Annotated in this window: 12 protein-coding genes; 7 read left to right on the forward strand and 5 right to left on the reverse strand. The window is 37.3% G+C overall.

Annotated elements, in window-relative coordinates:
• Positions 1 to 18: 18 nt before the first annotated feature.
• The 5 genes from mnmE to rpmH form a co-directional block, all read right to left on the reverse strand.
• Complete coding sequence (gene mnmE, locus AC625_RS23660) at positions 19 to 1,404, reverse strand: tRNA uridine-5-carboxymethylaminomethyl(34) synthesis GTPase MnmE (RefSeq protein WP_049683499.1); 1,386 nt, start codon at positions 1,402 to 1,404, stop codon at positions 19 to 21.
• Between the two features lie 910 nt (positions 1,405 to 2,314).
• Positions 2,315 to 2,941, reverse strand: a complete 627-nt coding sequence (jag, locus tag AC625_RS23665) for an RNA-binding cell elongation regulator Jag/EloR (RefSeq protein ID WP_049683500.1) — start codon at positions 2,939 to 2,941, stop codon at positions 2,315 to 2,317.
• Positions 2,938 to 3,726, reverse strand: coding sequence for a YidC family membrane integrase SpoIIIJ (gene spoIIIJ, locus AC625_RS23670; RefSeq protein ID WP_049683501.1), 789 nt, complete (start codon positions 3,724 to 3,726; stop codon positions 2,938 to 2,940). The genes jag and spoIIIJ overlap by 4 nt, the downstream gene beginning before the upstream one ends.
• A 174-nt stretch (positions 3,727 to 3,900) precedes the next feature.
• Positions 3,901 to 4,278, reverse strand: a complete 378-nt coding sequence (gene rnpA / locus AC625_RS23675) for a ribonuclease P protein component (RefSeq protein ID WP_049683502.1) — start codon at positions 4,276 to 4,278, stop codon at positions 3,901 to 3,903.
• 81 nt (positions 4,279 to 4,359) lie between these two features.
• Positions 4,360 to 4,494 (reverse strand): 50S ribosomal protein L34, encoded by a 135-nt coding sequence (gene rpmH, locus AC625_RS23680; protein ID WP_034302547.1) that lies wholly within the window; start codon positions 4,492 to 4,494, stop codon positions 4,360 to 4,362.
• Positions 4,495 to 5,644: 1,150 nt separating this feature from the next.
• Here rpmH and dnaA point away from each other — a divergent pair.
• The 7 genes from dnaA to gyrA all read left to right on the forward strand — a co-directional run bounded on the left by dnaA (position 5,645) and on the right by gyrA (position 15,101).
• Positions 5,645 to 6,994, forward strand: a complete 1,350-nt coding sequence (dnaA, locus tag AC625_RS23685) for a chromosomal replication initiator protein DnaA (protein WP_049683503.1) — start codon at positions 5,645 to 5,647, stop codon at positions 6,992 to 6,994.
• Positions 6,995 to 7,195: 201 nt separating this feature from the next.
• Positions 7,196 to 8,332: a DNA polymerase III subunit beta gene (dnaN, locus tag AC625_RS23690; RefSeq protein WP_049683504.1), complete on the forward strand. Its 1,137-nt coding sequence runs from the start codon at positions 7,196 to 7,198 to the stop codon at positions 8,330 to 8,332.
• A gap of 329 nt (positions 8,333 to 8,661) precedes the next feature.
• A complete protein-coding gene (yaaA, locus tag AC625_RS23695) occupies positions 8,662 to 8,874 on the forward strand; it encodes a S4 domain-containing protein YaaA (protein WP_049683505.1) in 213 nt (70 codons plus the stop codon).
• A 20-nt stretch (positions 8,875 to 8,894) separates the two neighbouring features.
• Complete coding sequence (recF, locus tag AC625_RS23700; RefSeq protein WP_049683506.1) at positions 8,895 to 10,013, forward strand: DNA replication/repair protein RecF; 1,119 nt, start codon at positions 8,895 to 8,897, stop codon at positions 10,011 to 10,013.
• A gap of 12 nt (positions 10,014 to 10,025) precedes the next feature.
• On the forward strand, positions 10,026 to 10,277 hold the full coding sequence (remB, locus tag AC625_RS23705) for an extracellular matrix regulator RemB (protein WP_049683507.1): 252 nt from the start codon (positions 10,026 to 10,028) through the stop codon (positions 10,275 to 10,277).
• Between the two features lie 198 nt (positions 10,278 to 10,475).
• Positions 10,476 to 12,398 (forward strand): DNA topoisomerase (ATP-hydrolyzing) subunit B, encoded by a 1,923-nt coding sequence (gyrB, locus tag AC625_RS23710; RefSeq protein WP_049683895.1) that lies wholly within the window; start codon positions 10,476 to 10,478, stop codon positions 12,396 to 12,398.
• Between the two features lie 183 nt (positions 12,399 to 12,581).
• Entirely contained in the window at positions 12,582 to 15,101 is a 2,520-nt protein-coding gene (gene gyrA / locus AC625_RS23715; protein ID WP_049683508.1) for a DNA gyrase subunit A, read from the forward strand.
• Positions 15,102 to 15,961 lie beyond the last annotated feature (860 nt).

Below are 15,961 nucleotides of genomic sequence, written 5' to 3' on the forward strand. Positions count from 1 at the left end.
GTTTCACTCCTTACTTCATTATTTCCCTAAACAAAATTGAGAAAATAATTGATTAATTAACCCTTCATGCACACTATCTCCTATGATTTCCCCAAGTAATTCCCATGCCTTCGTGAAATCAATTTGTACTAAATCAACTGGCGTGCCTGATTCTATCGCCTCAATTGCATCCTCTACAGATTTTAATGCTTGTCCTAGAAGTGCGATATGTCGTGAGTTAGATACATATGTTAAATCGCCTGTCTCTAAGGTTCCTGCAAAGAATAAGGAGGCAATCGCTTCTTCTAGTTCGTCCACACCTTGATCTTCCAATAATGAGGTGGTAACAAGTCGATGCTCGCCTGTCAGTTCTTTTACACGATTCAGGTTTATTTTTTTAGGTAAATCGGTTTTATTGACGATTACGATAACATCCATACCATCAACCGCTTCAAATAACTTCTCATCTTCCTTCGTTAAATCATCTGCATGATTTAAAACGAGTAAAATCAAATCAGCATCTTTTAAAACAGCTCTAGACCGTTCTACGCCGATTCTTTCAACAATATCCTCCGTCTCCCGAATCCCTGCTGTATCTAGAAGACGCAATGGAACACCACGAACATTTACGTATTCTTCTATTACATCACGAGTTGTTCCTGGAATATCTGTGACAATCGCCTTATTCTCATGAACTAAACTATTCAACAATGAAGATTTACCGACATTTGGACGCCCGATAATAACTGTCGATAGTCCATCGCGTAAAATCTTCCCTTGTTGTGAAGTGCGCAGTAATTTCTCTAATTCTATTTTAACCAGATTTGCTTTTTCCAAAAACATACGATGTGTCATTTCCTCGACATCGTCATATTCTGGATAATCTATATTGACTTCAACTTGTGCAAGTGTTTCTAAAATCTCCTGACGAAGCTTGCGAATCAGCTGAGATAATCTTCCCTCCATTTGTCCTAACGCCATATTCATGGCCTTATCTGTTTTGGCGCGAATCAAATCCATCACAGCTTCTGCCTGTGAAAGGTCAATTCTTCCGTTCAAAAAGGCTCGTTTCGTAAATTCCCCTGGCTCAGCAAGTCTAGCTCCCTGCGATAGAACAAGCTGAAGAACTCGGTTAACTGAAACGATGCCTCCATGGCAGTTAATTTCTACAACATCTTCACGTGTAAATGTCTTTGGTCCGCGCATAATGGAAATCATGACTTCTTCCACCGTATCACCTGTTTTAGGTTGAACCAGATGTCCATAATGAATGGTGTGGGAAGCAGCACCTATTAATTGTTTTCCTTGCGGGCCTTTAAATATTCGGTCAGCAATAGCAAACGCCTCATCACCGCTTAACCGGACGATTGCAATTGCCCCTTCACCCATAGGTGTCGAAATCGCTGTAATTGTATCGAATTCCATTTCTTCACCTTCTTTAAAAATTTCAATATAAATATATAAGAGGTTGTTCAAAAAATTGGGTAAAGGAGCTTGCGATTTTAACAGAAGCTCATTAATGACCTTCTGTGCAAGTCCGATGCTTAGCGTTACCCTATACGCGAAAGGTTAGAGACTATTGCTCATCGAACATCTCAGCTCTTTTTATCCCTCTTTTTGAACAAGCACTATAAGAAAAGAGTAAACAACTATTAACCTGAGCACATGCAAATTCCATCAAATCTGCAGTACAATCGTTGCACTTCTATCAAATCGATCATTATCGGATAAATCTTTACTTGTTACATAAAACTTTCTATTACCCAAAATACTACAATATCATAGTCCTGATGTGAAAAAAAGTGGATAGCTATTTCCAATAAAGATTTATCCACAATCAAAGAATATCCTATATATAATTTTAACTTATCCACATGTGAATAACAACAACTCAGGCATTCCCAAGTAAAAAAGTGGAACATTCCGTAAAGTATTTTACCTCAAACCCCTAAAGTACGTTAAATAGGAAAAGTACAAGCGCCTTGTTCAACCTCAGGCATGACATAGAATAAGCAAGTTTTATAGGAGTGCTTTTCTAATCAAGTGGATCGGCCCTGGCCTTTAAGAGATTGTTAGCTTGATTCACTAGACACCAAAACTCATTAAAAGTCTTCTACTCACCTTTTAGGAAAAATCATTATTGGTCCTAGCTACAAAAGCTAGTTATTCTAACATAACTTATGAATAAAGGAAATACATCAAAAATCTTAAATGCCTTAAACATTAGGACACTAAGCGTTAGCGCCAGACACCATTCCCATTGGTCAAATTTATTCTTTCTTAAAATACTCGATTAAACATCGACAAAAAAAAGAAGAAGATCTACTTAAATAGATCAACTTCTTTCAACTGGTGAAATAATTAAATGACGATACGGTTCGGTCCCACTCGATGTAGTCTTGATTTTAGGGTAATTCATTAAAGCTGTATGAATCACCTTTCGTTCATATGAAGGCATAGGTTCTAAGCTAATGCTTTTTCTCGTTTTTATGGCTTTGCTAGCCATTCTTTCCGCTAGCTGGATCAGCGTCTCATTCCTACGTATACGATAGTCCTCTGCATCAAGTAACACCGTTAAATATTGCTTCGAATAACGATTGGCTACAAGTTGAACTAGGTATTGAAGAGAATTCAATGTTTGTCCTCTTTTTCCAATCAGAAGTGCAATCTTGTCACCTGATAGTTGAAATAAAACCTGCTTACCATTTCGCTTAACTGAAATATCCGATTCCACACCCATTTTGTTGCACACGCTTTTTAAAAACATCAGCGCTTCTTCAATAGGGTCTGGCACAATTGTCACCTTGACAACTGCCTTCCGATTTCCAATTAGACCAAGAAATCCTCTTTTACCCGCATCTACAACATCAATCTCTACCTTTTCTCTAGTGGTGTTAAGCTGAGCTAAAGCTGATTCTACTGCTTCCTCGACATTTTGTCCTGTAGCAGTTATTAGTTTCACTTTTTCTTGGCTCCTCCCGCACTTTCTGCAGCTATCTTTTTCATATCCGGCCCTTTAATAATCCAAGTCTGGATAATCATGAATATATTACCGACAACCCAGTATAGAGCAAGAGCAGCAGGGAATTTAAATGCAAAAATCATAATCATGACCGGCATGATATATAACATCATTGTCATTTGTGTAGCCATCTGAGGATTCGAGTTCATGCCCGCCATTGTAATTTTTTGTTGGATAAATGTTGTGATACCAGCAACGATTGGCAATACATAAATGGGATCCGGGCTCCCTAAGTCAAACCATAAAAAGTTGTGTTCCGCAATTTCTCGCGTACGACTAATCGCATGATAAAAACCGATTAAGATTGGCATCTGAATAATTAGCGGAAAACAACCAGCCAATGGGTTTACGTTATATTTTGTAAAAAGAGCCATTGTTTCTTGTTGCAATTTTTGTTGAGTTGCTGCATCTTTTGATGGATATTTGTCCTTAAGTTGTTTCATTTCCGGCTGTAAAGCTTGCATGGCCTTTGAATTTTTCGTTTGTTTAATCATCAACGGTAATAGAACAAAGCGAACAAGCAATGTTACTACAATAATTCCCAAGCCAAAGTTATTTCCTAGCAATTCAGATATCGTAATGATAAGCCATGATAATGGATAAACAATGTATGAATTCCAAATACCCGTGCTCTCTTTCGTGATTGGTTGGCTTACTTCTGTACAACCAGTTAGAAGCATCATTAACGAGGCAAGTCCAATCATAAGCAATATTTGTTTCTTCAACCGCCTTTTCCTCCTGTCAGCAAAAAAATTCTAGCTTTACCTTGAACACTTTGTTAGTCTTCTTCATTTTCTCCAAACATAGGGCAGCTGTGGCTGGCTCATATTTGTCTATACATATAAAATACCTGATTACACCAATATTTTCTATGTATTATATTTCAATTTGAGAAATTCTTATCGTGATGGTTTATACGTGGAAGTTTTGCTTTTGTTGAATTTAAGCGCTTTGGCTCTTTTTAAGACATGGATTAGACTGCTTTTCACTTCAAATAAATCCATTGTTGCCGCTGGTTTACGTGCGATAATCACATAATCCTTTCCCTCTTTGATATCACCCTTCAATTCAAGAAAAGATTGCCGAATGCATCTCTTTATTCGATTTCGGACGACAGCATTCCCTATTTTTTTGCTTACGGAAAGGCCAATTCGAAAGAAATCTTGACTGGGCTTATCAAGGACGTAGACAACAAATTGTCTATTTCCGAATGATTCTCCCTTTTGAAACACAAGTTGGAATTCATCATTCTTTTTTATCCTTAGCTTTTTTTTCATTCTTTACACCTTCAATAAACTGAATTGGGATCTTAATACGTCATATATGGAAAAAAAAGACCACTGAGACTTATCAGTGGTCTATGCAGATAATACTTTTCTGCCCTTACGGCGACGTGCAGCTAATACTCTACGTCCAGTTTTAGAACTCATACGGCTACGGAAACCGTGAACTTTACTGTGTTTACGTTTTTTTGGTTGATATGTGCGTTTCATTATATGACACCTCCCTGAGGAATAACAGTTAAGACAGTCTAGACAATTATATAGATGAAATATGGGAAATGTCAACCTTTCTTTAAATTTAATTAAAGCTTTGTTTATAAACATTGAGTAATGATTGGTAGTTACTTAGGAACAACTTTCGCGTTTGGCCCATTCAGGCACATGGAAGAGAATGCTTTTAGAGCGGGTATGTAATAGAGGATGTTCAAAAAGTCCGGTAAACAAACTTGCAAATTGCATCAAAGCTCTGTCTCACCGGTCCTCACGAATTACTACATACGTGTAGGTCTAGAGACGATCACTCCTCGAACTTCTCAGCTCTTTATCCTCCTTTTGAACGTGCACCAATAAGTATTCAAACGAAGTTTTGTGCCTACCACAAGCATCTGTACTTCTACTAGGCAATCTACTTTGTCTTTGAAAAGTCAATTACTAGATTTAACATCCAGGTTCATAAACAAACATCCTTTTAAATAAAAGTTCGTTTAGCACCCAAAAAATTGAGATTTCCCTCATAAGATTGAACAGTTCATTTTGGACCGCTCCCCCTTGAAATTAATTGCCGTTTTTCTATTTCAGCCAATATTGCTTTTTATATTCAACGGCCTTTTATTTTCTCACTAATCGGCTCTCATTCTCTTTGTGGATATCTTTTCGACACTTTTTTCACTATCCACAGTCACTTTTTCGCCTTTTGCACATAACAGAGGCTTGTGGAAAAGTATAGTCCACAATGGTATAATCTTGTGGATAAAGTTTTAATAGCCATTGCAACAAGGCTGAATTTCTGATATTATATTTGTGTTTTCACTCTGAATAACTTTATCAACATTTTCGTGTTATCCACAAACTGTTGATAACATGTGGATAGTTTATACAAACTGTGGGTAGTTTTTTGTCCACAGCCCGTGGATATTGTCGAAATATCATTTTTCTTCATTATATATTTATCCCTTATTCCTGTTGATGAATATTTATGCCAGTATCCCCAAATAACCCAAATTAACTTGTACAAGCCTTATATAAGGGCTGTTATTTCACTTAATAATAATGAAATAGATTTGACTTTCTATCTGCTAAAATCATGGCATTCGGCCATACTTATTGTTATTTCATATAAAACTGCAAAGGAGGGATTTTATTGGATAATATCGAAAGTTTATGGGATCAATCACTAAAAAGCATGCAGAATAAAATAAGTAAGCCTAGTTTTGAAACATGGCTAAAATCCACCAAAGCCCATATGCTGCAAGGAGATATACTGACGGTCATTGCACCAAATGAATTTGCTCGTGACTGGCTTGAAGAACGATATTCCCACCTTATTTCAGAAGTTTTGCTTGAGCTCACAGGTGAAGGATTGGAAGTTAAATTTATTATCCCCTCTAATCAAGGGGATGATTCAATGACTGTTTCGGCTCGAGCCAAAAAACCAAAAAAGCTTGATGACGATTCAGCTGACTTTCCGCAGTTTATGTTAAATACGAAAAACACATTTGATACGTTTGTCATCGGGTCGGGCAACCGCTTTGCCCATGCTGCCTCACTAGCAGTTGCTGAGGCACCAGCTAAAGCATATAACCCTCTCTTTATCTATGGAGGTGTCGGACTTGGGAAGACACATCTTATGCATGCGATTGGCCAATACGTTCTTGAGCATAATCCTCATGCTAAGGTTGTGTACCTTTCATCGGAGAAATTCATGAATGAATTTATCAACTCCATTCGAGATAACAAAGCTGGTGACTTCCGAGACAAGTATCGTACTGTTGACGTACTTCTCATTGATGATATTCAATTTTTAGCTGGAAAAGAATCAACCCAAGAAGAATTTTTCCATACATTTAACGCCCTTCACGAAGAAAGTAAGCAAATTGTTATTTCCAGTGACCGTCCGCCTAAGGAAATTCCTACTTTAGAAGACCGCTTACGCTCACGCTTTGAATGGGGATTAATTACCGATATTACACCGCCTGATTTAGAAACGCGGATTGCTATTCTTAGGAAAAAGGCAAAAGCAGACGGATTGGATATTCCAAATGAGGTTATGCTTTACATTGCCAATCAAATTGACTCCAATATTCGTGAGCTTGAAGGAGCATTGATCCGAGTAGTTGCATATTCATCATTGATTAACAAAGACATCAATGCTGATTTAGCCGCAGAAGCACTAAAAGATATTATTCCAAGCTCAAAGCCTAAAATCATTACAATTCTTGAAATCCAAAAGACAGTTGGCGAGCATTACAACATAAGATTAGAAGATTTCAAAGCAAAAAAGCGGACAAAGACTTTAGCTTTCCCACGACAAATCGCCATGTATTTATCAAGGGAACTAACAGACTTTTCCCTGCCTAAAATAGGCGATGAATTTGGAGGTCGTGATCACACGACAGTTATCCATGCTCATGAAAAAATTTCAAAACTTCTTCAAACTGACCCATTGCTTCAAAGACAGGTAAAAGAAATACAAGAACAGCTAAAAGTATAAGTTATTCTGGATTGTGTGCATAACACACTACCACTTACACACAGTCTATCCACATGTGGATAGACTGTGTTTCCTTATGTTTCTCTAGGTTATCCACATACTAACAGGCCCTACTACTATTACTACTATCTTTTAAATAAAAAATATATAAATAACATATGCCATTAGGCTATTCATTAGAACTATATTGGAGGATGAAAAATGAGATTTATTATTCAAAGAGATCGTTTAGTGCATAGTGTTCAAGAAGTAATGAAAGCTGTCACATCAAGAACAACAATTCCAATTTTAACGGGAATAAAAATAACAGCAGTAGAAGACGGGGTAACCTTAACAGGAAGTGACTCTGATATATCTATTCAATCGTTTATCCCTATTGAGGAAGAAGAAAATGAAATTGTAGAGATTAAGCAGAGTGGCAGCATTGTCTTAAATGCTAGGTTTTTCGGAGATATTGTAAGGAAACTTCCAATGGATACAGTTGATATTGAGGTGTTAAATGGCTTTCAGACCATAATTCGTTCAGGTAAAGCTGAGTTTAATTTAAATGGACTTGATGCTGAAGAATATCCTCATCTGCCAATCATAGAAGAAGATCAAACATTTAAATTACCTGCAGATCTATTAAAGACATTAATACGTCAAACAGTATTTGCGGTGTCCACCTCAGAAACACGACCTATCTTGACAGGTGTAAACTTAAAGGTAGAAGATGATGAATTAATCTGTATTGCAACAGATAGTCACAGATTGGCCATGAGAAAGGCAAAAATTGATAATAAGGTAGTCGGTTCATATAGTGTTGTAATTCCTGGGAAAAGTCTAAATGAATTAAGCAAACTTCTTGATGATACGAATGAATTGATTGAAATGGTCATTACGGAAAACCAAGTATTATTTAAGGCAAAGAACTTATTGTTCTTCTCACGTTTACTTGAAGGAAATTATCCTGATACATCTCGTTTAATTCCAAATGAAAGCAAAACTTCAATTACTGTTCATTCGAAAGATTTTCTTCAAGCAATAGATCGCGCCTCTTTATTAGCTAAAGAGGGGAAAAATAATGTTGTTAAGCTGACCACTTTAGTAGGTGGGGTCATTGAAGTATCTTCGAATACGCCTGAAATTGGAAAAGTAAGTGAAGAGCTGCAAGCGGAATCCATTGAGGGAGAAGAATTAAAGATTTCCTTTAGCGCGAAGTTTGTAATGGACGCCCTGAAAGCTTTAGAAGGAACGGATATTACAATTAATTTTACTGGGGCAATGCGTCCATTTATTATTCGTTCACTTCACGACGACACAATGCTACAGTTGATCTTACCTGTAAGGACGTATTGATGAATGAGACAATAAAGCTTGCAGGCTAGAGCTAGCTGGATGCGGACAGACACACGAAGTTATTCACATCAAAAATTCTATATGGTTTCCTACTGCAAGAAAAAAGGCCTTTAAACAGGCCTTTTTTAGTATGTTTTAATATCTAAGCAGAGTTGGGCTTCGGAAGACACCTTATTTAATAATTGATCCTTTATTTAACAGAACACGATACCCGTAATCGTTTTTTCTTTTTCACAGCGTTTATGCTTTGCTAATGTTAACTTTGTCTTTATTCAATTTATTTAGTACAATAAAATATTAGAGACTACTTTGAAAGAAGTGATGAACGGATGACTAAAGTTCAGATTGGCACAGAATATATTACGCTAGGTCAATTTTTAAAATTAGCTGACATTATTCAAAGCGGCGGAATGGCTAAATGGTTTTTAAGTGAATACGAAATTTTTATCAACGGTGAATTAGATAATAGACGGGGAAAGAAACTTAGAGATGGCGACAAGATTGATATTCCTTCATTCGGTAGTTTTACTATTACGCGTTAAAGTAAAGGGAAGAAGCGCTTATGTATATTGAACAACTAAAACTGAGAAACTATCGGAGCTATCAGGATATGGAACTTCACTTCGAAAATAAGGTAAATGTCATTTTGGGAGAAAATGCCCAAGGGAAAACGAATGTGATGGAATCGATTTTCGTTTTAGCGATGGCAAAGTCTCATAGGACATCAAATGATAAAGAACTTATTCGTTGGGATGAAGAATATGCTAAAATAGAGGGTAGGGTGAAAAAGAGAAATACCTCGATTCCACTTGAACTGGTTATATCAAAAAAAGGTAAAAAGGCAAAAAGCAATCATATTGAACAACAAAAATTAAGCCAATATGTTGGTAATATGAATGTGGTTATGTTTGCACCAGAAGACCTTCACCTAGTTAAAGGGAATCCGCAAGGCAGGCGCCGTTTCATTGATATGGAAATTGGCCAAGTATCTCCAGTTTACCTTCATGATATGAGTCAATATCAAAAAATTCTACAACAAAGAAACCATTATTTGAAATTGCTCCAGACTCGTAAACAAGTCGATAAGACAATGCTCGATGTATTGACAGAACAATTTATACAATATGCAGTAAAAATATTACAAAGAAGATTTCAATTTCTTGCTTTGCTTCAAAAATGGGCTGAACCGATACATGCTGGAATCTCTCGCGGCTTAGAAGTGCTGAAAATTGAATATAAACCATCCTTGGATGTATCAGAAAGTAGTAATTTGTCGAAAATGATAGAAGTATTCCAGGAAAAGTTTGTTAAAATTCAAGGGAGAGAAATTGAACGGGGAATTACGCTTATAGGTCCACATCGTGATGACCTAGTTTTTTTTGTGAATGGACGAGATGTTCAAACATACGGATCTCAAGGTCAACAACGGACAACAGCACTTTCTCTAAAGCTTGCTGAAATTGAATTAATTCATACAGAAATAGGGGAATATCCCATTTTATTATTAGATGACGTATTATCTGAATTAGATGATTATCGCCAATCACACTTGTTAAATACCATTCAAGGGAAGGTTCAAACCTTTGTTACCACAACTTCTGTGGAGGGAATTGATCACCAAACCTTGCGCGAGGCTTCTACTTTCCATGTGAAACAGGGGAATGTGACTAAAGTAAAATGATGGGGTGAATGCATGTATCTTCATATTGGTGAGGACATTATAGTGAAGACGGATGAGGTTATTGCAATTCTGGATAAAAATTTACTCAATTCATCTCCAATCATGGAGGAGTTTTTACAAGAAAGAGCGGAAGTCACGCAAAACTTAGCAAAGAGTTCGATCAAATCAATCATTATTACAAATGCGATTGTTTATTATTCACCTCTTGCATCGGCAACGTTAAAACGGCGGTCATTACAACGAACGATATTAATTAATGAATAGACAAGAAAAGCGGGTAGATGTGCCGAAGAGGAACTTCAGCATTTCCACATCCTGCGAAGATCCAACAGGTAGATGTTATTTGAACTCAAGTAGTTAGGCGCTGGACACTAAAACTACTTTTTTAAAATATATGATTTTATTTTTGAACAAACAAACAAATGAATGTAAAAAGAAAAGTGTAGGTGAAATCGTATGACAATGGATCAAAAAGAAGTACAAGGTCAGGCATATGATGAAAATCAGATACAAGTTTTAGAAGGACTTGAAGCTGTACGTAAGCGGCCGGGTATGTATATTGGTTCTACATCAGGAAAAGGACTCCATCATCTCGTTTGGGAAATTGTTGATAATAGTATTGACGAAGCACTTGCAGGGTTTTGTGACCACATTCAAGTAATTATTGAAGAAGATAACAGTATAACGGTCATTGATAATGGACGGGGGATCCCGGTCGGAATTCAAGAGAAAATGGGTCGCCCGGCGGTTGAAGTTATTTTGACAGTATTGCACGCCGGAGGAAAGTTTGGCGGCGGTGGTTATAAGGTATCTGGTGGTTTGCATGGTGTAGGTGCATCGGTTGTAAATGCTCTTTCGTCAGTTTTGGAAGTATATGTACATCGTGAAGGCAGCATTCACTATCAAAAATTCATGCGTGGTGTCTCACAAGGCGACTTAGCAGTAATTGATGAAACTGACCATACAGGAACAACAATTCGTTTTAAACCAGATAGCGAAATTTTCACAGAAACGCTTGAATATGATTTTGATACATTGGCAACACGTATCCGAGAGCTTGCTTTCTTAAATAAAGGAATTTTAATTAGCATTGAAGATAAACGTGGTGAAGGCAAGAAGAATGAATATCATTACGAAGGCGGAATCAAGTCGTATGTTGAACACTTGAACCGTTCTAAAGAAGTAATTCATGAAGAGCCGATATTCATGGAAGGCGAAAGGGACGGCATTTCTGTAGAAATAGCGATGCAATACAACGAAAGCTATATTAGCAATTTATTTACATTTGCAAATAATATTCACACATATGAGGGTGGAACACATGAGTCTGGTTTTAAAACGGGCTTGACGCGTGTCATTAATGATTATGCTCGCAAAAATGGGTTAATTAAAGAGGCTGATGCAAACTTGTCAGGAGACGATGTCCGTGAAGGCTTAACTGCAATTGTCTCTATTAAGCATCCAGACCCCCAATTTGAAGGACAAACGAAAACAAAGCTCGGAAACTCAGAAGTGAGAGCTGTGACTGATTCAATTTTATCAGAAAGGCTTGATTCATTTCTATACGAGAACCCTTCTATAGCTAGAAAAATCGTTGATAAAGGGCTAATGGCAGCCAGGGCACGAATGGCAGCCAAAAAGGCACGTGAATTGACAAGAAGAAAAAGCGCTCTAGAGGTTTCGAGTCTGCCAGGTAAGTTAGCAGATTGTTCATCAAAGGATCCTGCTATTAGTGAATTATATATCGTTGAGGGTAACTCAGCGGGCGGTTCAGCGAAGCAAGGCCGTGACCGGCATTTCCAAGCTATTCTGCCTTTAAGAGGTAAAATCTTAAATGTTGAGAAAGCACGCTTAGATCGAATTCTAAATAATATCGAAATTGGTACGATTATTACAGCGCTTGGTACAGGAATTGGCGAGGAATTTGACATTGCAAAAGCGCGATATCACAAAATTGTCATTATGACAGATGCAGATGTAGATGGAGCCCATATCCGTACATTAATGTTGACATTTTTCTATCGCTATATGAGAAAAATCCTTGAGCATGGATATATCTATATTGCTCAGCCGCCTCTTTTCAAGATTCAACAAGGTAAGAGAGTGGAATATGCTTATAATGATCGTCAGCTTACTGAAATTATGGCGAGTTTACCAAGTTCACCTAAACCTAGTCTACAGCGTTACAAAGGGCTTGGTGAGATGAATCCAGAGCAACTGTGGGAAACGACAATGAATCCTGATACAAGAACGCTATTACAGGTTAGTTTAAGTGATGCAATCGAAGCGGATGAAACTTTCGAAATGTTGATGGGCGACAAAGTAGAACCTCGCCGTAACTTTATTGAGGAAAATGCCATTTACGTTAAAAACCTGGATATTTAATCATTAGAGGCTGTCCCAAACTAAGGAATCAAACCCCCACAATTAACTATATACATTTATAAATTAGTGTATGAGCGCTATAACTGCGTGTGGGGGGAGGCTCCTATTGGGATATTCTCTATACATATCGCCCTACTAGTTAAACAAACTTAGGTCATAGCTTTAAATAAGGAGGTCTGCTCCATGTCAGAAAACCAAAGAGAAAATGTTCAAGAAATTAATATTAGTACCGAAATGAGAACTTCATTTTTAGATTATGCAATGAGTGTTATTGTTTCAAGGGCTTTACCTGATGTCAGGGACGGCCTAAAGCCAGTGCATCGAAGAATTCTTTATGCAATGAATGATCTCGGCATGACATCTGATAAACCATTTAAGAAATCAGCACGTATTGTTGGAGAAGTTATCGGTAAGTACCATCCGCACGGTGACGCCGCGGTGTATGAAACGATGGTTCGAATGGCTCAGCCATTCAACTATCGTCATATGCTTATAGATGGCCATGGGAACTTTGGTTCCGTTGATGGTGATCAGGCTGCAGCCATGCGTTATACAGAAGCGAGATTATCGAAAATTTCAATGGAACTACTCCGTGATTTGAATAAAGATACAATTGATTACCAGGATAACTATGATGGTTCTGAAAAGGAACCCATTGTTATGCCAGCTCGGTTCCCGAACTTACTAGTAAATGGATCATCTGGTATTGCAGTTGGGATGGCAACGAATATTCCTCCGCATCAATTAGGAGAAGTGATTGATGGCGTCTTGGCTTTGAGTAAAAACCCTGATATTACTATTGCAGAATTAATGGACTACATTCCAGGTCCAGATTTCCCAACAGCGGGTTATATTTTGGGTCGCAGTGGTATACGAAAGGCCTATGAAACTGGAAGAGGTTCCATTATTCAACGAGCAAAAGTGGAAATAGAAACAAAATCAAATGGCAAACAAGTAATTCTGGTTACTGAAATTCCTTATCAAGTAAATAAGGCAAGACTCATTGAAAAAATTGCTGAACTTGCTCGTGATAAAAAGATTGAAGGTATTACAGACTTACGAGATGAATCAGACCGAAACGGCATGCGAATTGTCATGGAAGTTCGGAAAGATGCTAATGCCAATGTGTTATTGAATAACTTATATAAACACACTTCTATGCAGACGACATTTGGGGTTAACTTGCTTGCCCTTGTGGATGGACAACCAAAAGTATTGAATTTAAAACAATGTTTGTATTACTACTTAGAGCATCAAAAGGTAGTCATTCGTCGAAGAACTGAATTTGAATTACGAAAAGCGGAAGCTCGTGCTCATATTCTTGAAGGCTTACGAATTGCCCTTGATAATCTGGATGCCATTATTAAATTAATCCGTGGATCACAAACGACGGATATTGCTCGCGATGGATTAATGACGCAATTCTCGCTTTCCGAAAAACAAGCTCAAGCAATCTTGGATATGCGATTACAACGTTTGACTGGACTAGAGCGTGAAAAGATTGAAGAAGAATATCAAGCCTTAGTTGCACTTATAGCTGAATTAAAGGCTGTACTCGCTGATGAGGAAAAGGTATTGCACATTATACGTGAAGAGTTGCTTGAAATTAAAGAACGCTTCAATGATGTACGTCGTACTGAAATTTTGATGAGTGGATTTGAAAGTATTGAAGATGAAGATTTAATACCAGTAGAAACAACGATCGTAACTTTGACGCATAAAGGGTATATTAAACGATTACCTGTATCCACTTACCGTAGTCAAAAACGGGGTGGACGTGGGATACAAGGAATGGGAACGAATGAAGATGATTTCGTAAACCATCTTTTAACTACGTCTACACATGATACGCTGTTATTCTTCACGAATAAAGGAAAAGTATACCGTGCAAAGGGGTATGAAATTCCTGAATACGGTCGAACTGCAAAAGGTTTACCTTTAATCAATTTATTAGAGGTTGAAAAAGGGGAATGGGTAAATGCCATTATTCCAGTTAAAGAATTTACTGACGGCGATTACCTATTCTTTACGACGAAGTTTGGTATTTCTAAACGGTCGCCATTATCTTCTTTTGCTAACATTCGTAATAACGGTTTAATTGCCGTAGGGTTAAACGAAGGTGATGAATTGATTTCTGTCCGTCTTACAGATGGTGAGAAACAAATCGTCATAGGCACCAAAGACGGTATGCTGATTAGATTCCCTGAAACGGATGTTCGTTCTATGGGGCGGACTGCAGCTGGGGTTAAGGGAATTTCCTTAAGGAAAGACGATGAAGTTATTGGCATGGAGATTCTGGAAGAGAGTGAAGAGGTTCTCATTGTCACCAAATTTGGTTATGGGAAGAGGACACCTGCTGAAGAGTACAGAATTCAAAGTCGTGGTGGGGTCGGAATTAAAACCTGCAATGTAACTGATAAAAATGGTGAGCTAGTTGCTGTAAAAACAGTAACTGGGGAAGAAGATATCATGATTATCACTGCAGAGGGAGTATTGATCCGTATGGCAGTTGGAGATATCTCAACGACTGGTCGAAATACTCAGGGTGTTAAACTTATCCGTCTTGAAAATACGGAAAATGAATTCGTAGCTACAGTTGCAATGGCTGAACGTGAAGAAGAAAAAGAGAATGAAGACAATCCTGATGAAGGACAGTCAGAAGCTATTGATGAAATAACTGAAGTAAATGACACGGAAGAATGATAAATAAACGGGACACGAGTCAATTGACTCGTGTCCTTTTTTTGAAGAGTACATGCTTTAAATAAGTTTTATCCCGGTTTAACAGGCTGTAATACTCCCACCTCCTTTTTTGTGAGAGAATCAAGAAAAAGTAGGTGGGGGATGAAGAAAACCACTGAAGGAAGTTTCATTTTATGGACATCCATGCCTGAATGAGGCCAATTTCACTTTATGCCGATACAACACTTGTATTAAATACTACATGGTTTTTCTTCATATTATGGTAGCGCAACAAATGGATGCAGATTAAGAGGTGAGGACTTTGCTAGTTAAAACAAAAAAACTTAGTAGAAAGATGTATTCTTAGTAAAGGTATTAACGGATTTACAAGTCATCCAATACTGAATAAAAAAACGATTCTAACAGAAGATTTGTTAGAAATATTTAAAATGTGTGTTCAAAAAAGAGGATAAAATGAGCCAAGAAGTTCGAGAAGCGATTGAGCATATAAGTAATACGTGAGGAACGAAGAGACAGAGCGGCGAAGAAGTTCAACAGCTATTTTTACTGGATCTTTTGAACACGCACTAAAAGTAAATAGCACTAATAAATGTTTGGTATAAATAGATGGGTATCCTTTTTAAATATTTAATTCAAATAAAGCTTGTAATTTAAAAAGGTACCATATATAATAATAAAGTCGTCAACAGGTGATAGTAAATTTGAAAAAGACTTCACCAAAAAGAAAATAAAGTGTTGACCTCAACAATGAAATGTGATATATTAATAAAGTTGCTTCTGAGAGAAACGACAAGCATTGCTCTTTGAAAACTGAACAAAACAAAGCGCCAACGTTTAAATTTAAGTGAGTACACACTATA

Origin of the sequence: Peribacillus loiseleuriae (assembly GCF_001183985.1) — a bacterium.
GTDB classification, from domain to species: Bacteria; Bacillota; Bacilli; order Bacillales; family DSM-1321; genus Peribacillus; species Peribacillus loiseleuriae.

Excerpts from the sequence above, each read along its gene's own strand:
- remB (WP_049683507.1), top strand. The coding sequence starts at position 10,026 with ATGTATCTTCATATTGGTGAGGACATTATAGTGAAGACGGATGAGGTT.
- recF (WP_049683506.1), top strand. The coding sequence starts at position 8,895 with ATGTATATTGAACAACTAAAACTGAGAAACTATCGGAGCTATCAGGAT.
- yaaA (WP_049683505.1), top strand. The coding sequence starts at position 8,662 with ATGACTAAAGTTCAGATTGGCACAGAATATATTACGCTAGGTCAATTT.
- gyrA (WP_049683508.1), top strand. The coding sequence starts at position 12,582 with ATGTCAGAAAACCAAAGAGAAAATGTTCAAGAAATTAATATTAGTACC.
- mnmE (WP_049683499.1), bottom strand. The coding sequence starts at position 1,404 with ATGGAATTCGATACAATTACAGCGATTTCGACACCTATGGGTGAAGGG.
- rpmH (WP_034302547.1), bottom strand. The coding sequence starts at position 4,494 with ATGAAACGCACATATCAACCAAAAAAACGTAAACACAGTAAAGTTCAC.
- dnaN (WP_049683504.1), top strand. The coding sequence starts at position 7,196 with ATGAGATTTATTATTCAAAGAGATCGTTTAGTGCATAGTGTTCAAGAA.
- rnpA (WP_049683502.1), bottom strand. The coding sequence starts at position 4,278 with ATGAAAAAAAAGCTAAGGATAAAAAAGAATGATGAATTCCAACTTGTG.
- gyrB (WP_049683895.1), top strand. The coding sequence starts at position 10,476 with ATGGATCAAAAAGAAGTACAAGGTCAGGCATATGATGAAAATCAGATA.